The following is a 19,692-nucleotide window of genomic DNA, read 5'->3' as shown; positions in this document are numbered from 1 at the left end:
GTCAGTTCCCCTGTGCTGCAGTGCGGATGGCGGTCTCGAGGACGGTCAACGCGTCGTCGAGCAGCTCTTCGGAGATGACCAGCGGCGGGAGCAGACGGATGACGTTGCCGTAGGTACCGCAGGTGAGGATCACGACGCCGGCAGCGAGGCATTCGGCGGCGATCTTCTTGGTGATGTCGGCGTCCGGCTCCTGCCCACCGGGCTTGACCAGCTCGATGGCGAGCATGGCGCCGCGACCGCGAACGTCGCCGATGACGTCGAGTTCCTTTGCCAGTGCGTTCATTCGGCCGACGACGGTCGACTCGATGGTGCGTGCGCGGCCACAGAGGTCGAGCTCACGCATCTGGTCGATGGACGCCAATGCAGCGGCGCAGGCGACGGGGTTACCGCCGTAGGTGCCACCGAGGCCGCCGGGGTGGACAGCGTCGATGAGCTCGGCGCGGCCCGTGACAGCGGCGAGCGGCATGCCGCCTGCGATGCCCTTGGCGAGCGTGACCAGGTCGGGCACGATGCCCTCGTGATCGCTGGCGAACCAGGCGCCGGTACGAGCGAAGCCTGCCTGAACCTCGTCGGCGATGAAGACGACGCCGTTCTCCTTGGCCCACGCGACGAGCGTCGGGAGGAATCCCTCTGCGGGAACGATGAATCCGCCCTCACCCTGAATGGGCTCGATGAGGATGGCGGCCGTGTTGGCAGCGCCGACCTGCTTCTCGATCATCGTGATGGCGCGCTGTGCGGCCTGCTCACCGGTGATCTTGGAGCCGTCGACATTGAGGCCCTCGCGGTACGGGTAGGACATCGGGACGCGGTAGACCTCGGGGGCGAACGGACCGAAGCCGCTCTTGTACGGCATGGACTTCGACGTCAGTGCCATCGTGAGGTTGGTGCGGCCGTGGTACGCGTGGTCGAAGACGACGACTGCGTCGCGACCGGTTGCGTGACGGGCGATCTTGACGGCGTTCTCGACGGCTTCTGCGCCGGAGTTGAACAGCACGGAACGCTTCTCGTGGTCACCGGGGGTGAGTTCGGCGAGACGCTCGGCGACCTCGACGTAGCCCTCGTACGGAGCGACCATGAAACAGGTGTGGGTGAAGTGCGCGACCTGATCCTGAACTGCGGACACGACGGCCGGGTTGGAGGCGCCGACGCTGGTCACCGCGATACCGGCACCGAGGTCGATCAGCGAGTTGCCGTCGACGTCGACGATGACTCCGCCGTCTGCGTCGGCGACGTAGACCGGGAGGGTGGATGCGACGCCGGCGCCGACGACCTTCTTACGGCGTTCGGCGAGCGCAGCCGAGCGCGGGCCCGGGAACTCCGTGACGATGCGACGCTCCTGCGGAAGCCGGTATTCGATTGCACTCATGTGACCACCCTCTCGGTTGTGTATTGCATTCGAGTATGCGACGCGCGAAGCATCGCAAGCACTGCCGAAATGGATACCCGGAGCTCCAGGGCTACTCCATATCGGCAACGACAGCTAGCCTTGATCAGGTGACGGTTCCGATCTCGTGGCTCTTGCGCCAGAAACACCTCTCGCTGGCTCTGCTCACCGACCGAGCAGCTGCCACCCACCCCGTCACGTTCGCGCAGGCCACAGAGCTGACGGACCCCACCCCGTGGCTTTCCGGCGGCGAATTGGTGCTCACCACCGGGCTGGCACTGGTGGGCGCGGACGCCACCGACTACAGCGAGTACATCGGCCGTCTGGCCGCCGCAGAAGTATCGGCTCTGGGTTTCGGGACCGGCCTTTCCCACGAGAGTGTGCCCGCAGACCTGATTGCCGCCGCCCGCAGTCGCGGGCTCCCCCTGCTGGAAGTGCCGTTCACGACCCCGTTCGCGGCGGTCACGCGCGCGGTGATGACCCGTCTGAGCCAGCAGGAATACGAATCGGTACTCCGCGCGGCAGAAGTACAGACACGCATCACCCGCGTTGCACTGCGCGGTGGCGTGTCGGCGATCGTGCGTGAACTAGCCACGGCCACAAAAACTTCGGTGGCGTTTGTCGGTGATCGGATCACCGCGGTGCATCCGGCAAACCAGAAGTCGTTGATCACCGAGGTTCGCGCGGTCGCGGCCACCACCCGCGATCCCAACGCTCCGGCGTCGATCTCGCAGAGCACACCCGAACGGACGCTGACACTGTCCCCCGTCGGCGTCACCGACAGTTGGCACGGCTACCTCGCCATGGCGGGCGCCGGGCCCCTGAGCAATATCGACAGAGTGTTGCTCGGGCATGCGGTCTCGCTGCTCACTCTCGAACTCGAGAAACCGGTTCGACTACGGGCCGAGCGAACTCGACTCAACGCCATGGCTTTCGGGCTCTTACTCGACGGCCGAATCCCCGAAGACAGTGTGCCGTCGTACTTGGACGAGGCAAGCGACACGCACGGCAACATTCGTGTCGTCCACGTTCGCGGATCCGGACTCGGCCCAGTTCTTCGCGAACTCGACAACGCTCTCGCGCGAGCAGGCCGGCCGTTGTTCGCGCAATCCGAGGACGGTTCGCTGACCGTCCTCCTCCGCGGAACCGACACAATCGACACCGCCAAAACACTACTGGCGCAGCTCTCCCCCACCGAAGCGAAAGCCGTGCGTGCCGGAATCAGCACCCCTCACCGTCTTCTCGACGCACCCCGCGCACTCGTCCAGGCCCGCGCCGCGGCCAACCTCACGACGGCTACGGCGCGTATTCTCGAGTTCGACGCTCTGAGTGGTTCGACGATTCTGGCATCCGAGTCTGCCCGTGAGGCATTGATCGCCATGGCTGCGGACACCATCCCGGTGCTGACGGAACACGACCAGGCACACGGAACCGCACTGGCCGCGTCTTTGCGCGCCTATCTCGAGGCAAACGGCCAATGGGAGTCGGCCGCAGCCGAACTCGGTGTTCATCGGCACACCCTCCGAGGCCGCATCGCACGCATCGAGGAACTGCTGCAATGCGACCTCGGGCAGGCCAGGGTCAGAGCCGAACTACTGCTATCGCTACTCGCCTGGGAGGGCCGCTGAACGCTCCTCCGCATGCACCGAAGCGAAGCTCGACGCACCGCGGACGAGTAGTTCGAGTTCGGCGTCGACCGTGCAGAGACGGGCGGTGTCCAGCGCTCCACTGCGGCTCACACTCGACATCAAAGCCGTGAACCGGCGCACCGCTTGCGGATTGGCGGCGGTCCACAGCTCGACGACCTCCGGAATACCTTCTCCGAGCGCTCCGGACACGAGGTCTGCGAAACGCGCCGTCAACCTGGCGTGGACGGCAGCGCTGCCCATGACCTCCCAATGCGAGGCACCGACGGCAACGTCGACGCCCCCGAGAACATCGCCCAGATCGAGAGCGTCGGAGAGTTCCCGATAGATCGCGGCTGCGGCCGCGGCCGTCGTATTCTCCTGCAGTGCAATGTCTGCCAGGGCGAGCGCTCCGAAAGACGCCTCGATGCGCTCGCTTGTCGACAAACCGTCGGTGAGTTCCCGCACCGGGGCTGCCCACCGATCGATGTCGGCGCGCGGGTTCACGGTGAACCGGCCGGCAGCACCCGGGCGGCGCAACACCCAGCTCATTTCGGATTCCAACAGCTGCTGCAAGCGATCGAGAGCCTTCAGCTGTTCGGTGGCACTGAGATCGGAGTTCAGGATTTCACGTCGAAGGTCCTCCGTTCCAAGCACTTCGCTGACCACTGCGTAGGCCAGAGCCGCTTCCGGACTGTGGACTCCGAGGTGTTCCTCGAGCCGGAACAGCACGCCGGGGCCGACGCGGTTGACCAGTTCGTCGACCACCGAGGTGATGATGATGTCGCGGCCCAACCGATGTGCGCGGACTGCGTCCGGTGCGGCCTCGACGACGGAGAGCGGGAAGTACTGCGGGAGACGATCGGCGAAGATCTGATTGTCCGGGACCGTCGATGCGCCCAGTTCCGCAGTCAGTACGTTCTTCGACTGCGCCACCAGCACAGCAAGTTCCGGCCGCAGGAGACCCTGCCCGGCACGCGCCCTGACCGCCAGCGCCTTGGCGTCGGGCAGAGATTCTTCCAGTCGCTTCATGGCGCCCGCCGAGACGAGGTTCTCGATCAACCGTTCGTGCTGATCGAGTAGGGCGGGAGCGCGGTGCTCGGCCAGGCTGATCGCGAGGGTCTGATCTTCGCTGGCCTCGAGTACCGATGCGGCTACCTCGTCCTGGGCCGCCGCAAGTAGTTCATTGCGCGAGGTCGCGTCCAACTCTGCGAGTGCGATCTTGATGTTGACCTCACGGTCCGAGGTAGCCACGCCTGCCGCGTTGTCGATGAAGTCGGCGTTGATTCGTCCTCCGCCAGCGGCATATTCGATGCGGGCACGTTGGGTGAAACCCAGGTTGCCGCCCTCACCCACCACGGTTGCACGCAACTCGTCAGCGCTGACGCGAACTGCGTCGTTGGACGGATCGGCCGCGTCGACGTTGCTTTCGGTCGACGCTTTCACGTAGGTACCGACGCCGCCGTTCCACAACAGGTCCACCGGAGCACACAGGACCGCTCGGATCAGTTCCTGCGGGGTCAAGTTCTCCTCGGTGATTCCGAGGGCCGCACGCGCCTCGAGCGGAAGGCGGATCGACTTCGCGCTCCGCGGCCAGACGCCACCGCCCGGCGACATCACGGTGCGATCGAAGTCGTCCCAGGACGAGCGCGGCACGGTGAAGAGGCGAGCGCGTTCGGCAAAGCTCGTCTCGGTGTCAGGGTTCGGGTCGATGAAGATGTGGCGGTGATCGAATGCCGCGACCAGACGGATCTTGTGCGAGAGCAACATTCCGTTGCCGAACACGTCGCCGGACATGTCCCCGATACCCGCGACGGTGAACGGATCGGTGTCGACATCGAGGTCGCGCTCGGCGAAGTGCCGTCGAACCGCTACCCAGGCGCCGCGAGCGGTGATGCCCATCGCCTTGTGGTCGTAGCCGGCCGAACCGCCGGAAGCAAAAGCGTCGCCGAGCCAGAAACCACGCTCGACGGCGATGCCGTTCGCGACGTCCGAGAACCGTGCGGTCCCCTTGTCTGCTGCCACGACGAGATAGGAGTCTTCACCGTCGTACTCGATTACTTCTGCCGGGTGTACCGCAGCGCCGTCGACGATGTTGTCCACCACGTCCAGCAAGCCGCGAATGAAGGTGCTGTACGACTCCTGCACCTGCGCCGGAGTCGGTGACGACGTGCCCCGAACCACGAACGCGCCCTTGGCACCCGAAGGAACGATCGGGGAATTCTTCACGCTCTGGGTCTTCATGAGGCTCAGGGCCTCGGTGCGGTAGTCCTCGTATCGATCCGACCAACGCAGGCCGCCACGGGCGACGGAGGAACTACGCAGGTGAACGCCTTCGACATTGGGTGCGCTGACGTAGATCTCGCGGAAGGGAACGGTCTTCTGTGGGGTGGAGAGCAACTGCGAGTCGATCTTGAACGACGCGTACGGCAGCGGGTCGCCGGACTCACCACGCAGGTACCAGTTGGTGCGCAGAGTCGCCTGCAGGAACGAACGAACGCCGCGCAAGACGCGATCCTCGTCGAGAGTGTCTGCACCGTCGACTGATTCGTCGATGGCCGCCGCCGCGGTGGCCACTGCTGTCTCCCGCAATCCTGCTACGGCGGGATCGAAACGCGCAGTGAAGAGTTCGATTGCCTGCCGTACGAAGAGTGGCTTCGCTGCCAACACTCCGACGATGTAGCTCTCGGACAGCCCGATACGAGCCTGAGCGAGGAAACGGCACGCAGCGCGCAGCAACTCTGCGTCGCGCCACGTGATGTCTGCTCGTCCGATCAGACTGGAGAATGCGTCCATCCGGGTCTGTCCGGCGATGACGGCTTCGAAGGCGTCCGCCATCTTCTCCAGCGCACTGCCGTCGAAGGTGCTCGGCTCGAAGGTGAAGTAATGCGCCGAACCCAGAACGGTTGGAAGGGGGCGGTGCGTCGAAACTCGGAGTCCGAGGGACTCGAAGTTCTCGCACAGATCGGAGAGGGAGGGCTCTCCGGACGGCCACAGCACCACACAGGTCAGATCGTCACTGCTCAGGGCATCGCTGTTCAAGTCGTCGCCCTGACGGAAGACGAGTCGCTGGCCCGCTGCTGCCAATTCGGCGACCAGTTCGAGCGCCGGGTCACCGGATCGATCACCGCCTGCCGGTCTCGATTCTGCAGCTGCGGTCTTGGTCGCCGATGATGTGCTCGCCATTGAACACCCTCCTGGAAATTATTGGATCCGAACACTTTCCAGTGTTGCGTGGATCACCGGAAAGAGGTCGTGCCCGATAGGAGTACCAACCCCCATCGGGCACGACATTTCGGCAGTTGCGGTGAGCTCAGTCGCCCAACCTGATCGGAGCAAGCTCCTCGAACACGTCGCCGGGTCCGGGATTCTCGGCAGGCGCAGCGCCGCCGAGATGGTTGACGACGCCCCATACCGCGTTGATCGCGGTCTGGATCGCGCCCTCAGCCCAGCCGGCGGTCCACGACACGTCGTCACCGGCGAGGAAGATTCCCCGATGACGCGGTTCGAGATCATTCTGCACGAAGTGGGAGAACAGGCGCTCCTGGTAGCGGTAGTGCCCCGGAAGGTTCGCCTTGAATGCGCCCATGAAGTCGCGCTCGGTTTCCCACGACAGCGTCACCGGGCTCGAGATGATGTGGCTGCGGAAGTCAACGCCGGGGTAGATCTCTTCGAGAGAGCGCAGCATGATGTTCATGCGCTCGGTGGCGTCGAGCGCCAGCAGCTTCAGCGAATCGTCCGACCAGGTGTACGACAAGCAGATCAGGCCTGGCTTGCCCTCGCCTTGATCGAGCAGGTAGGTGCCGCGACTCATACGGTCGGTCAGTGTCATCGACACCGAATCACGGCCGGTCACGGGGTCCTTGTCCTTCCAGAACGGGCGGTCGACGAGAACGAACACCTTGGTCGAACCCATGTAGTGAGTTCGCTCGATCGCAGTCCAGTGGTCGATCGGGAACAGATCGTCGTCACACCTGATGTTGTTCAGCAGCATCCAACTCTGCACTGTCACAACGGCACTCGCATACGTGCGAATGAAACCTTCGGAGTCCGTCACCGTGATGTTGCCGGGCTCGGTACGCCGGAGTTCGGTGACGCGGGGACGCGTCTCACCGTCGTTGAGCGAAGCGACCGTAGTACCGGCAGGCCAATGCGCCATGTGCGCCGGGGCGCGGTTCCACAACCGCATCGGCAGCTGCTGCGATCCACCGACGATGCCGCGGTGGTCGTCGTCGGCGGCCGTGATGACCACACGAAGGATTTCGAGGATCGAGTTGGGGTAGTCGGTATCCCAACCGCCCGTACCGAATCCGACCTGTCCGAACACTTCCCGCATGTGGAAGGACTTGAAGTGCTTCGACGCGGCGAGGAATCCGTAGAACGTCTGGTCGTCGTAGCGCACCACGAGGTCGTTCCAGATCCGCTTGATTTCTGCGGTGTCGCGGTCACGAATGGCCTGCTGCAACGGAATCAGATCGGCATGCTCTTCGAGAGTGCGCTGCCAGGCCTGCGCCACCTCGGTGTAGATCGGCGGCAGATCCTCGAGAGTGTGCGCGTAGTGGCTCTCGCCCTTGAGATCGATGACGGTGCTCGGCGTGACCTCGGCAAGGGGATTGGGGAACTCTTCGGTCTGCAGACCCAGTTCGTTCAGGTAGTGGAACAACGTTGTCGACGACGGTGGGAAACGCATTGCGCCCATCTCGGCAACAACCCCGGGGTGCCCGTCGAACTCGACCGACCGCATCCGGCCACCGATCTGATCAGCTTCGTAGACAATCGGTTTGAGACCGATCTTGAGCAACTCGTAGGCCGCGATCATGCCGGAGAGTCCGCCACCGATCACGGCAACTTCTGTACCCAGTGCCAGGTCGGGCACCGAGCCGAGTCCCGCCGGACTGGAAACGTAGTCGTCGTACGGGAACGGAAAATCCGGTCCGAACATCGTGAGGGGCGGCTGCTTGCCGGGTTCCGAGGAACTGTCCGGAGCTACTGGGATGGTCATCTACGGTTCTCCTTGGAGACAGTCGTGACAGGAAGGTCTGGATACAGATCGAGGCGTCGATCGTCGAGATGTGTATTGAGAGTGCGCGATTGCGCGACGGTGGCGGCGGCGATGTCCGCGAAGAGCAATTCCTGGTCGCCGCCGGCCCTCGCCAACTCGGCACCGTCTGGTGCGATGGCGCACGAGAGACCGCAGTAGGTCAGCTCGGTTTCGGCACCGCAGCGATTGACGTAGGTGACGAACATCTGACTCTCGTAGGCGCGGGCCGGAACCACTTGCTGCGCAATGTGTTCGTAAGGAGTCATCAAGCCTGTCGGCACGATGAGCCATTCGGTACCGGCGTCGGCATGGGCCCGAACCGCTTCCGGAAATTCCACGTCGTAGCAGATCAACAACCCGCAGCGGATGCCCTCGAAATCGAACCCGACCACCAGGGTCTCACCTGGCCGGAAATGTTCGCGGTCGAGCGTGCCGAACAGGTGCGTCTTGCGGTAGTGCGCAAGCGAAGTGCCGTCGCGGTCCACCACCTGCACACTGTTGTAGACATCTCCCCCGTCGAGTTCGGGGTAGCCGTAGACGACTGCGATGCCTGCACTTCGAGCAATCGCGGCGACGGAATCGAAGATCGGGCCGTCGGCCGGTTCCGCGCGTAGCGACACCAGTTCGCCGATGTCGTAGCCGGTTGCGGACATCTCCGGCGTCAGCAGGATCTTCGCACCGGATGCTGCAGCCTCGCGGGCAGCAGTGTCGATTGCAGCGAGGTTGAACTCCACCGACGCAAAGGTGTCCGGGGTGGTGAGCGGACCTTGGAACAGGCCAACTCGAACTGAATCGACATGCATGGTGCGCTCCTTCAGGAGTTCCGTGACGCCAATTTTCGACGGTGTGTGTGACGGGGACAACTACCAGCGTGACGGGTGCCGCCAATCATGTCAACTCTTGTTTCCTAAGAATCAACATTCGCGGATTCGAGTCTCACGAAGACGACGCGCGGGGCCCTTCCGGCAATGCCGGATTCAAGACCCACAGAACCTTCGCCAGAACCGAGCCTTCGGCCTGAAAACTATGGTTGTGCGTCGGCGTGAATGTGAAGGAATCGCCCGCCGCAAGTACGACGTCTTCGGCATCGACGGCCTCACCGTTCGGATCCGTCCGACCGCCCTCGAACGAGACCCGCAAGCCGCCCTCGAGCACGTGCACGAAGTTCACGTCGATCGGCAGACTGTAGAACTCCCGACCACTTCCGCCGCCTGGTTCCAGCTCGCCGAGCAGCACCTGAATTCGACGCTCGTTGGTAGGCGTGAGCAGGTACTCCGTCATCTTTTCGCCACCGAAGCTGATTTGCGGCATGGCGTCGGCGCGGACTACTTCACCGGCGGACGCATTCTCGAACAGGGATCCGACGGGGATCTCGAGCACCGCGCACACCTTTATCAGGGTCGCCACCGACGCGTTGACGTGATCGCGCTCGAGTTTCGAGAGATACCCCTTGGTCACACCACAGGCCTCGGCCAGGTCGTCGAGGGTCAACCGCTTCGATTGACGTGCCGCCTTGAGCCTCGCCCCGATGCGCGGTCCGACCGGCTCGACCGCTTCCTTCGCCTTGGCCACTGAACCCACTCCTTCACGACCGCCGTGTCCCTTTCAGGAAACAGGGGTTGACAACCGAGCCTCTTGAAGAAACCATACTTGCTCAGAGAGCTACATCACTGAAGGGCGCCCGGTGTGCGCCGAATCGAGAGCAGGGACCTCTGCACATGGCTACCAACAACCCCGGATCGTTCATCGGACCCGTCGACGCCACGCGCGTCCCCCGCTACGCCGAGCCGACCACCTTTGCGCGTCTCCCGCGCCTGGACGAGGTCTCGCGCGCCGACGTGACGATCCTCGGCATCCCCTTCGATTCGGGTGTCAGCTACCGCCCCGGTGCCCGGTTCGGTCCGGGCCACATCCGCGCTGCGTCGAAGCTGCTGCGTCCGTACAACCCAGCGCTGAAGGTCTCGCCCTTCGCCAACCAGCAGGTAGCCGATTTCGGCGACATCGGCGTCAACCCCTTCGACATCCAGGAAGCTCTCACGACGGTTCAGTCCGCCGTCACCGACCTGCGCGCCGACGGTTCCTCCGTGCTCACGCTCGGCGGCGATCACACCATCGCACTGCCGATCCTGCGTTCACTGGCCCGCGATCACGGCCCGATCGCCGTCCTGCACTTCGACGCTCATCTCGACACCTGGGACACCTACTTCGGTCAGCCTTTCACCCACGGCACCCCCTTCCGCCGCGCCAGCGAAGAGGGCCTGATCGACATGGAGCGTTCGCAGCACATCGGCATCCGTGGACCGCTCTACAGCGAGAAGGACCTCGAAGACGACCGCGTCCTCGGCTTCCAGGTGATCCGCAGTGACGACTACGAGGTCGACGGTGTCGCCAGCATCGTCGAGCGCATGCGTAAGCGCCTCGACGGTGGCCCGGTGTACGTCTCCGTCGACATCGACGTACTCGATCCCGCCCACGCTCCGGGCACCGGAACACCCGAAGCGGGCGGCATGACCTCTCGCGAATTGTTGAACACACTGCGTGGGTTGGTGGGACTCAACGTGGTCGGCGCCGACATCGTCGAGGTAGCGCCGGCGTACGACCACGCCGAGATCACCGGTATCGCAGCGGCTCACGTCGCTTACGAGTTGCTGTCGGTACTCGCACTCAATCGCTGAAGCAGCACAACGGTATCCGTCGTGTGATGCATCTCGGGGTTCGCGGGAAGATCACGTTCCCGCGACTCCGAGACCAACACCTTCCAACCATCGGTGAACAGCGACTCCACGTATTCGGGTGTATGGAGCATGGCCCGATGGTGCTCGGTCGGCGACTCGTGAGGTGAGTGGCCCACGATCAGCAAATGCCCGCCGGGCGCGACCAGATCTCCGAGAGCACGGAACAATTCCCCGCGCGCGGGTTCGAGCATGTGGAAGTACTGCGCGGACACCAGATCGAACGAGCGCCCCTGCGGATCCCACTTCGTCAGGTCGGCTTCCAGCCATTCGATGTCGACGCCCTCGCCCTCGACATGAGCCTGGGCGCGGCCGAGCGCAACCGACGAGATGTCGGTGCCGGTGACCTTCCACCCGCGACGCGCCAACCACAAAGCGTCGGCACCTTCGCCGCAACCGACGTCGAGTGCCGTGCCCGGTTCCAGGTCGGAGGCTTCGGCAATCAACTGTGGGTTGGGATTTCCGCTCCAGCGCGCGGGGCGTTCCTCGTACAGCGAGTTCCAGAACTGTGCGTCCGCCTTGGCGTACGGATTCTCGGTGGTATCGGAGTTTTCGTGGTGATTGTGGTGTTCGTGGCTCATGCACCCAGGATGAACGACCTTCCACAACTCACGCAACCATCTTTGCTGAAACAGCAACTTCTCCATTTCGACGCCCTGCTAACGTCACGTCGTGGCCGGTGGATTTCCCGTGTTTCGTCTCTACTGCAACTCAGCAGGCCCATACGTTTTGTGTTGTGCGCATTTCCCCGAGTTCACCGGTTCGAACTCGGACGAAGAGTTCAGCGTCCAGCAGAGCTTCGACCGCGCAGTCGAGAAGATTCTGCGCGATGCATCCTTCGAACCGACTACCTTGACTTTGGTCGGCGAGCAGCAGGGCTATCCCGTCGGAGACCGACTGTTCGATACGACAATTCCGCGTACCGGAACCGTCTCGTACGCGTTCCAAGAAGCCGGACCGCCGTGGATCGTTCTCGGCCTTGATGTTTCGGCGGACGAATTCTGGTCCGAAATCGACGACGACGCAGACCTCCACGGTCTCGGCCCCACCTCCCCGTTGAGGTCAGTTCCAGCAACCGTGCTCACGGAGACCGGGTGGCCACGACGAAGTGACCTCGACTCCCCGTGAACTGAACCAGAACTCCAACCTTCGTGAAATCGAACAAAAATCCGCCCGATTTTCGTGAGGATCGACCGAGATGCCCGTCACGTCCTACGCCAAGATTTAGCGGTCACACTCGACTGCGCCCTCACGATTCACTCCCGGGCCCCGGCTCCTTCACGGAGGCACAATGAAACACCGCTCCTATTCGACGCTTGCCGCGACCGCGGGGCTCGCGCTCGTATTGTCGGCTTGCAGCTCGGGAGGCACGTCCTCGGGCTCCGGCGGCGGTGAGCCTCTGACTGACGGAACCTTCCGGTACGCGTTGCAAGGCGATCCGGGTGCACTCAACCCGATCATGTCCGGCTCTGCGGCAACCGCGGAAATTTCGAAGCTGGCGTACGACTCCTTGGTCTACCAGGATCCTGAAACCAGTGAATTCAAACCATGGTTGGCCGAGAAGTGGGAAGAAACGCCGACCTCCGCGTCCTTCACCATTCGTGAAGGCGTGACCTGTACCGACGGGTCGACGCTGACTGCACAGACCGTCGCGAACAACATCAACTTCGTAGCCGATCCAGCCAAGGGTTCACAACAACGCGGCACCACAGTTCCCATCGGCGCTTCGGCCACTGCCGATCTCGCCACCCGCACCATCACGGTAACCACTCCGGCGCCGACCCCGTTCCTCCTCCTCACCATCAGTCGCCTCCCGATCATGTGCGATGCCGGACTCGAAGATCCGACCGCCTCGAACAACAAGTCGCTGGGCTCCGGCATGTTCGAAGTCACCGAAGTCTCGGCCAATGACCACTACACGTTCGAGCGTCGTGACGGTTACAGCTGGGGGCCCGACGACACCACCTCCGACACACCGGGTGTCCCCAAGACAGTCATTGCTGTCATGGCACCCAATGTCAGCACCGCAGCAAACCAGCTTCTCTCAGGCGAACTGAGCGCATCTCCGATCGCCGGTCCGGACAAGGATCGCATCGATGCCGCCAATTTCGACTCGGTCCAGCGCCCACTTCCCGCCGGTCAGATGTACTTCAATCAGATTGCGGACAATCCGACCAGTGATCCCGCCGTTCGAAAAGCTCTCGTCCAGGCTGTCAATCTCGACGATCTCGCTGAAGTCATCACTGGCGGCCAGGGCACCCGTGCAACAAGTCTTGTCTCCGTCGAGCCCCGAGCCTGTGTGTACGACTCTGTCGCAGGCAACATTCCGGACTTCGACCTCAGCGCAGCAAAGGCAACACTGGACGCTGCAGGTTGGACCGCCGGCTCCGACGGCAAACGAAGCAAGGACGGAAAGCCGCTGACCCTCCGCCTCTTCTACGCTGCCGGCGAAGATGCGCGCAGCGCGGCAGCCGAGCTCACCCAGTCGGCATGGTCCGACCTCGGTGCGACCGTCGAGGTGACAGGAGCCGACCAGACCAAGGTTGTCGACGTCATGCTCAGTGGCAAGGACAACAACCAGTGGGACATCGCGTGGATCCAGATCAACAATTCGGTTCCCAGCGGGTTCGTCCCGTTCTTCTCCGGTCCTGCTCCGGCAGCAGGTAAGAATTTCTCTTCGATCAACAACCCCGCCTACGAAGCAGCCGTTGCCAAGGCCTCCGGTTTGACCGGCGACGAAGCATGCGCGGAGTGGGCGGACGCCGAGTCGCAGATCACCAAAACGGTGTCAGCAGTCCCGTTTGCAGATACGGTCTTGAGCTTCTACTTCAACAAGGCCGGACTCGCATTCGGTAAGACCTTCATCGGTTCTGCGTTGCGCCTCTACCAGTAGGCCGGTCGACCGAACGCGGTGCGTCAACGAGATACGTCAGATCATTGTGATCTGACGTATCTTGTTGCCACACCGATCGTCTCGTTGTCGAGTTCGACGTAGGTCAGCTGAGGAATGCTGGACGCAAGTTCACTGAAAGCCCACTTCGCGACATTCTCGAATGACGGACGGAAATCGAAAATCTCCGGCCAGGCACCGCTCGCCAATTGCTCGGCACATCGATCGACGGACTCGTCCAGAGCGTCCGTGTCGACAAACCATCCACGTTCTCCGAGTTGGTCGTCCTCGAACGAGAACGCCACTCGCATCGTCACGCGAAATCCGTCGGCAGGCATCAGCGGCGGCAAGTTCTTCGCGTCCCGCACCGGTGCCGGAAGCCCCTGCCTCACAGCGAATGTACGACGGATCTCGATACTGAACATGCGCACCAAGGTATCAATGTTCATCACAATTCTATGAGCGGACCAATCGCGCAATCGCGTCGTTCGCTTCTTTGATCTTCGCGTCCGCCTCGGGCCCACCGGCAACAGCGGCTTTGACGACGCAGTGGCCGATGTGGTCCTCGAGCAGGCCCATGGCCACCGCCTGGAGGCCCTTGGTCATCGCCGACACCTGCGTCAGGATGTCGATACAGTACTTGTCCTCGTCGACCATGCGCTGCAGGCCGCGAGCTTGACCTTCTATGCGACGCAGACGCGCCAGGTAGTCGCCCTTGGCGGTGATGTAGCCGTGCGAATCACTCGTGCAGCATGCATCGCCGGTCGCATCACTGCCTTGGGCACTGTTTGGAGCACTGCTTGGCGCACTGCCCACTTCTGTCGCTTCCGACATTCGATGTCCTCCTGTTCGTCAACGCGTGACTTCGCAACAATTCTCGTTACCGGGGCGATGTGCGGCGACTCTTCGACTTCCGTTGTCTTGCAGAGCAATCACTGCGCACATCGCCACGCATTTCGCTACTGCACGAACAGATGGATGCATGGCGATTGCCCATGCCCGTTTTCCCGTTGCTGCGAAACGCATTCGGTTTCAGTGCCCGTGGTGCGCGTGGCTCGAGTGTTCGGCCCCAGGCGTGGTCGCATTGTCGGCCGTCAGCGTGAATTCCGCCGTACGCACCACTCCGCCGTGCTTGAAGTCCAAAAACAACCGGTAATCCTCGGCGCTCGGCATGTTGGCGTAGAAGGTGATTGCCGGTCCGGCCGGCGTGAGACCGTCACCGGGGTAGCCGTCCGGATGGACATGGAGATAGGCGAGGTCGGAGGCACGCAACGCGACCAGATGCCCGTATGCGGCAAGGTAGGGCTGCAAGTCTGTGACCGGGATTCCGTCACGACTGACCGAGAGTGTGAGCTTCGATGTCTGCCCTGCGTGGGCCGCGCCTTCGAGAGAGACTGCGTAGCCGTCGACCGTCGTGGCGGCAGTAGCGGCGGGCAACGGCCGAGGATCATAGGATCCGGCGACGCGCACATCCGCACTGAGCGTGATTCCGTCACCACCGTCCGGAGTGAAATCAGCGAATACTCGATAGTCTCCCGCATGATCGAAATCGACTGACACATGCCAGTTTCCGTTCTCGTCCAATTCGGGATGCACGTGCTGGAATCCGGTCAGGTCCAGACCGACCACGATCAGATGCAACTGCTTGTCGTGGGTGTCCGTGTACCGGATCAAGGGAGTTCCAACCGGATCCAGGATCCGGAACTGCAAGGGGACATGGTTGCCGACGGTCGCCTCCGACGTTGCCAATTCCAGTGTGTAGCCGTTGTCGCTGAACATCTTGCCCTCCAAAGTTTGGGTCGGCAGCACTTTCGTTGCCGTCTGCGTCAGGTTCTGCACTCCTTGACATCGAACCTGTTGCAATTTGTACCATACCCCCCTAGGGTATGCAACGAACTACTCGAACACCCTGAATTCACTCGAAGGAGATCCGATGCGCATCTACGCAGAGCGCCGGCCGAATGAGTTCCAAGAGCAGCATTTCCCCGTGCACCCCAACGAAGCGCTGCGCCGATGTCACCCAGGCCCGCTTACGACACCCCTTGACCACACAAGCATCACCTATACCCCGTACAGGTAAGGAACTCAGAATGTCCACACAACCGAAATCCACCCGTAAGTGGTGGGCGTTGGCGTTGATCGCCGCCGCTCAGTTCATGGTCATCATGGACACCTCCATCATCGGCGTCGCTCTCCCCCAGATGCAGAGCGATCTCGGCTTTTCCCAAGAAGGCCTGACCTGGGTCTTCAATGCGTACGTCATCGCGTTCGGCGGGCTACTCCTCCTCGGCGGCCGCCTGTCCGACCTGTTCGGCGCCCGCAGAGTGTTCTCTGCTGGTTGGCTGATCCTGCTGATCGGTTCCGTTGTCGCCGGTGCCGCCGGTAACGTCGCCGTCGAACTTGCGGGCCGTGCAGTCCAGGGCGCAGGCGCCGCACTCATCGCGCCCTCCGCGCTCACCTTGCTGATGATGCTGTTCGGCAGCACACAAAAGGAAATGACCAAGGCGCTGTCCATCTACGGCGCTGCCGCTCCGGCCGGCGGTACGGCCGGCGTGTTCCTCGGCGGCGTCATCACCGAATACACCAGCTGGCCTTGGGTGTTTTACCTCAACATTCCCATCGCTGTCATCGCGCTGATCGCTACTCCCCTCCTGATGCCGAACGCACCGGCACGTACCGGGTCGATCGACTTCCTCGGCGCACTCGCTGTCACCGCAGGTCTTGCTGTCGGAGTCTTCGGCATCGTCAGAGCACCTGATGTCGGATGGGGATCCGGGCAGACGTGGCTGGCGCTCGCCGTTTCGGCCGCTCTGTTGGGTGCATTCGTGTTGATCCAGTCCAAGCGTCGGGAACCTCTGGTGCGTCTGGGAATCTTCAAGGCGCCCAACCTCGGTGCCGCGAACATCGCTCAGCTCGTCCTCGGCGCTGCCTGGATACCGATGTGGTTCTTCCTGAACCTGTACCTGCAGCAAGTGCTCGGATACAGCGCCTTCCCGGCCGGTGCGGCGCTGCTGCCGATGACGATCTTCGTCATGCTCGGCATGGTCGTCGTGGCACCACGGGCCATGGCACGCTTCGGTGCAAAAGCGATGATCGTGACCGGATTGCTGGTACTGGGAATCGGTTTGGGTTGGATGTCGTTGATCCGGCCCACCGGCAACTTCTGGGTCGACGTACTGCCGGCATCGCTCGTGGCTGCGGCAGGTATGACGCTGGCGTTCATTCCCTCACTCGGTACGGCGATTTCGGCTGCGCGCCCGGAAGAGGGCGGATTGGCTTCCGGCATCGTCAACGTCAGCTACCAGGTCGGCTCGGCTGTCGGCCTCGCGGTGATGACCGCGATCGCAGCAGTGTTCGGCGCTGATCAACTCGGTGACCTGACGGAGTTGACGAACGGTTTCTCCGCCGTGTTCCTCGGAGCAGCCGCCATCGCAGCGGTTGGCGCAGCAATCACCGCGATCGTGATGCGGTCGACCAAGGTCGACGATCCTCGAACCGTTCAATCCACCGTCAATTCTTGACCAACTCCGGTGGTGGGTTCGGCCGGCTGTCACCAGCCGAACCCACCACCGGCGGAACCACTTAGGACTCGTTATGTCGCGCCTTGCATCTCTCACGCCCACCACCGCTGTCGGTGCATCTAAAGACCTTCTCGCCGAACTCGTGAACCGTCACGGACAGGTCGGTGACATGGTCGCGGCGATGGCTCATTCGCCCGCCGTACTGGGTGGCTATCTGCAACTCAGCCGGGCAATGAAGCGAGCGAAACTCAGCCGCAAGATCACCGAGCGAATCTCTATCGCTGTGCAGGTCCAGCAAGGCTGCGCTGTTTGCCTCGAAGCCCACGTCGCCGCCGCGCACGCCAACGGCGTCGAGGCGGACGAGATCGAGCGTGCCCGCGCGGGCACCTCGGCCGATCCCGCCATCGCGGCAATGATCGACCTCGGGCTTCGCGTCTATCGGGAGCCTGCCTCGATTTCAGACGAACACATCACGGGCCTTCGAGCGCACGGCTACGGTGATCGCGAGATCGCCGACGTAGTCGGAATCGTCGCCCTCAATGTCCTGACCGGAGCTTTCAATCTTGTCGCGGGAGTGAAACCAGATGAACCGGATCGCTAACTCCGCACCGGAACGGAACAGCCTGCGTCTGTTCTTGATTCGCGACTATCGCCTGCTCTTCAGCGCCCAGATCATCGCGCTGTTCGGCACCGGGTTGGCGACGGTTGCCCTGGGTCTACTCGCCTACGAACTCGCCGGACCGAGCGCCGGAGCCGTGCTGGCCACCGCGCTGACGATCAAGATGTCCCTGTACGTCGTGATCGCTCCACTCGCGGCGGCGTACGTAGACCGGTTGCCGAGACGGGCTTTCCTCGTTGCCCTCGACGCCATTCGCGCAGCGGTCGTGATCGCATTGCCCTTCGTCAGCGAGATCTGGCACATCTACGTGCTGGTGGGCGTTCTCCAAGCTGCGTCGGCAGCGTTCACTCCCACGTTCCAAGCGGTCATCCCTGACATCGTGACCGACGAGGCCGATTTCACCCGCGCACTGTCGGCATCGCAGGTCGCTTACACGATGGAAAGCCTGCTCAGCCCTGTTCTTGCCGCGGTCGCACTGTCCTTCATGACATTCAACCTGTTGTTCGTCGCCACCTCCGTGGGCTTTGCGGTCTCGGCACTGCTCGTGCTGGCCACCCGAATCCCCAACGCTCGCCGAAGTACTCACCGCAAGGCGTGGGATCGGATCGCGTCGGGGGTGCGAATCTTCGTGACCACGCCGCGACTGCGCGGCATCATGGCACTCAATCTCGTGGTGGCAGCAGCCGGATCGATCGTGGTGGTCAACACCGTCAACTACGTCCGCGACGAGTTCGGTGGAACCCAATCCGACGTGGCGTGGATGCTTGCCGCGTCAGGCACCGGCACGTTGGTGACCGCGCTGCTTCTTCCACGCGTTCTCGACAGAACCGCTGAACGCACTGTGATGACAGCAGGTTCCGTTGTCTTGGTCGTCAGTGCCAGCGCGGCAGCAGCCCTCGCCGTGGCGGGTGTATTCACGTGGATGCTCACTGCCGCAGTGTGGGCACTCGTCGGCGCCGGGATGGCCATGATCGTCACGCCGACCGGAAAAGTACTTCGGCGCTCCGTCGACCCCGCAAGTATTCCGGAGGTGTTCGCAGCCCAGTTCTCCCTGTCGCACCTTGCCTGGCTTGTCACCTATCCGATCGCCGGATGGGTTGGTTCGAGCGCGGGATTTGCGGTCACCTGGAGCATCCTTGCAGCGCTTGCCACGGTGGGAGCCGTTGCAGGATTTGCACTTTGGCCTCGGGAGACAGTTGCTGAATTGCCCGGACAGGCGACGTACGAAACCACGCGAGGCGAATGCACCTTGGCGGCTACCCAGTGCGCGTGCGCTCGCGCCGTCTGATGTCGACGGTCCGACTGCCCCCGACAGGGCTACAACGAAAGTGGTGGTGCAGCCATCGCCTGCACCACCACTTTTCGCTCAGCTCACGTCGGCATACTTCCTGGGATTTGCGTCGAACCGAGGACCACATCCCTTGCAGCAGAACCAGTACCGATTTCCTTCGAAGTCACGAAACAGGCCTTCCGCTTCGGCACGCACCTTCTCGATCACGCTGCCCGGCATGACCCGACATTCGACGAGTTCACTACTGCCAGCGGTGAGTAGGTCTTTCCCACCGGTCGGCATCGCCGAACCGACAGCGCCGACATCGCCTTTGGCGTCAGACTTCGGGGTGTTGCCACAGCCACAACTGCTCATTGGGATTCCTGTTCTTTTGCTGGACGGATGTGGCCCGGAAAGCGAGCCCGACACAATCAATATACCCCCTATAGGTATATTGGAGATAACTTGAAGGTCTGCGCGTACAGCATCTCAGCACATAAACCATTGCAGGAGAACGAATAATGCGTCCCCAGTCTCGGATCACCTACAGCATCATGACACACTCAACCTTATACCTACCGGGGGTATAGGGTAGGTCTGGCATCGACCA

17 protein-coding genes are annotated in these 19,692 nt (G+C 62.7%); 7 read left to right on the top strand and 10 right to left on the bottom strand.

The window, feature by feature from the left end:
- Position 1: 1 nt before the first annotated feature.
- On the bottom strand, positions 2–1,366 hold the full coding sequence (gene gabT / locus A0W34_RS03045; protein WP_007727077.1) for a 4-aminobutyrate--2-oxoglutarate transaminase: 1,365 nt from the start codon (positions 1,364–1,366) through the stop codon (positions 2–4).
- A gap of 128 nt (positions 1,367–1,494) precedes the next feature.
- Between gabT and A0W34_RS03040 the strand changes: the two genes are divergently transcribed.
- Positions 1,495–3,012, top strand: a complete 1,518-nt coding sequence (locus A0W34_RS03040) for a PucR family transcriptional regulator (RefSeq protein ID WP_064074534.1) — start codon at positions 1,495–1,497, stop codon at positions 3,010–3,012.
- Here the strand turns inward: A0W34_RS03040 and A0W34_RS03035 are convergent.
- The 4 genes from A0W34_RS03035 to A0W34_RS03020 all read right to left on the bottom strand — a co-directional run bounded on the left by A0W34_RS03035 (position 2,989) and on the right by A0W34_RS03020 (position 9,622).
- Positions 2,989–6,195: an NAD-glutamate dehydrogenase domain-containing protein gene (locus A0W34_RS03035; protein WP_081557295.1), complete on the bottom strand. Its 3,207-nt coding sequence runs from the start codon at positions 6,193–6,195 to the stop codon at positions 2,989–2,991. The two genes, A0W34_RS03040 and A0W34_RS03035, sit on opposite strands and share 24 nt — an antisense overlap.
- A 127-nt stretch (positions 6,196–6,322) precedes the next feature.
- The gene (locus A0W34_RS03030) at positions 6,323–8,011 is read right to left on the bottom strand and encodes a flavin monoamine oxidase family protein (RefSeq protein WP_007727084.1); all 1,689 of its coding nucleotides are present in this window, start codon (positions 8,009–8,011) and stop codon (positions 6,323–6,325) included.
- Positions 8,008–8,853, bottom strand: coding sequence for a carbon-nitrogen hydrolase family protein (locus A0W34_RS03025; RefSeq protein WP_050655995.1), 846 nt, complete (start codon positions 8,851–8,853; stop codon positions 8,008–8,010). The genes A0W34_RS03030 and A0W34_RS03025 overlap by 4 nt, the downstream gene beginning before the upstream one ends.
- 133 nt (positions 8,854–8,986) lie before the next feature.
- On the bottom strand, positions 8,987–9,622 hold the full coding sequence (locus A0W34_RS03020; RefSeq protein WP_007727089.1) for a helix-turn-helix domain-containing protein: 636 nt from the start codon (positions 9,620–9,622) through the stop codon (positions 8,987–8,989).
- A gap of 146 nt (positions 9,623–9,768) precedes the next feature.
- Here A0W34_RS03020 and speB point away from each other — a divergent pair, with 146 nt between their 5' ends.
- Positions 9,769–10,725, top strand: coding sequence for an agmatinase (gene speB / locus A0W34_RS03015; RefSeq protein WP_003941134.1), 957 nt, complete (start codon positions 9,769–9,771; stop codon positions 10,723–10,725).
- Here the strand turns inward: speB and A0W34_RS03010 are convergent.
- Positions 10,689–11,363 (bottom strand): class I SAM-dependent methyltransferase, encoded by a 675-nt coding sequence (locus A0W34_RS03010; RefSeq protein WP_065352843.1) that lies wholly within the window; start codon positions 11,361–11,363, stop codon positions 10,689–10,691. The two genes, speB and A0W34_RS03010, sit on opposite strands and share 37 nt — an antisense overlap.
- 91 nt (positions 11,364–11,454) lie before the next feature.
- Between A0W34_RS03010 and A0W34_RS03005 the strand changes: the two genes are divergently transcribed.
- Together A0W34_RS03005 and A0W34_RS03000 are read left to right on the top strand one after the other, a co-directional pair.
- Positions 11,455–11,910, top strand: a complete 456-nt coding sequence (locus A0W34_RS03005) for a hypothetical protein (protein ID WP_228401782.1) — start codon at positions 11,455–11,457, stop codon at positions 11,908–11,910.
- A gap of 163 nt (positions 11,911–12,073) precedes the next feature.
- Positions 12,074–13,675, top strand: a complete 1,602-nt coding sequence (locus tag A0W34_RS03000; protein ID WP_081557294.1) for an ABC transporter substrate-binding protein — start codon at positions 12,074–12,076, stop codon at positions 13,673–13,675.
- 41 nt (positions 13,676–13,716) lie between these two features.
- Here A0W34_RS03000 and A0W34_RS02995 read toward each other — a convergent pair whose 3' ends face one another.
- The 3 genes from A0W34_RS02995 to A0W34_RS02985 all read right to left on the bottom strand — a co-directional run bounded on the left by A0W34_RS02995 (position 13,717) and on the right by A0W34_RS02985 (position 15,451).
- Complete coding sequence (locus A0W34_RS02995) at positions 13,717–14,121, bottom strand: 6-carboxytetrahydropterin synthase (RefSeq protein ID WP_054187872.1); 405 nt, start codon at positions 14,119–14,121, stop codon at positions 13,717–13,719.
- A 7-nt stretch (positions 14,122–14,128) separates the two neighbouring features.
- Positions 14,129–14,506: a metal-sensitive transcriptional regulator gene (locus A0W34_RS02990; RefSeq protein WP_020906032.1), complete on the bottom strand. Its 378-nt coding sequence runs from the start codon at positions 14,504–14,506 to the stop codon at positions 14,129–14,131.
- 198 nt (positions 14,507–14,704) lie between these two features.
- Positions 14,705–15,451: a hypothetical protein gene (locus A0W34_RS02985; protein WP_442971942.1), complete on the bottom strand. Its 747-nt coding sequence runs from the start codon at positions 15,449–15,451 to the stop codon at positions 14,705–14,707.
- A 311-nt stretch (positions 15,452–15,762) separates the two neighbouring features.
- Between A0W34_RS02985 and A0W34_RS02980 the strand changes: the two genes are divergently transcribed.
- The 3 genes from A0W34_RS02980 to A0W34_RS02970 all read left to right on the top strand — a co-directional run bounded on the left by A0W34_RS02980 (position 15,763) and on the right by A0W34_RS02970 (position 19,100).
- Positions 15,763–17,193 (top strand): MFS transporter, encoded by a 1,431-nt coding sequence (locus tag A0W34_RS02980; protein WP_081557292.1) that lies wholly within the window; start codon positions 15,763–15,765, stop codon positions 17,191–17,193.
- A 73-nt stretch (positions 17,194–17,266) separates the two neighbouring features.
- Positions 17,267–17,794: a carboxymuconolactone decarboxylase family protein gene (locus tag A0W34_RS02975; RefSeq protein ID WP_058227976.1), complete on the top strand. Its 528-nt coding sequence runs from the start codon at positions 17,267–17,269 to the stop codon at positions 17,792–17,794.
- Positions 17,778–19,100, top strand: a complete 1,323-nt coding sequence (locus A0W34_RS02970; protein ID WP_198035683.1) for an MFS transporter — start codon at positions 17,778–17,780, stop codon at positions 19,098–19,100. Before A0W34_RS02975 ends, A0W34_RS02970 begins: the two co-directional genes overlap by 17 nt.
- A 78-nt stretch (positions 19,101–19,178) precedes the next feature.
- On the opposite strand, the gene A0W34_RS02965 is transcribed toward A0W34_RS02970, so the two are convergent.
- Complete coding sequence (locus A0W34_RS02965; protein ID WP_003941173.1) at positions 19,179–19,457, bottom strand: YHS domain-containing protein; 279 nt, start codon at positions 19,455–19,457, stop codon at positions 19,179–19,181.
- Positions 19,458–19,692: the final 235 nt, after the last annotated feature.

This window comes from Rhodococcus sp. BH4 (assembly GCF_002079265.1).
Lineage (GTDB): Bacteria > Actinomycetota > Actinomycetes > Mycobacteriales > Mycobacteriaceae > Rhodococcus_F > Rhodococcus_F qingshengii.
This window is presented reverse-complemented; position numbering and strand designations above follow the sequence as displayed.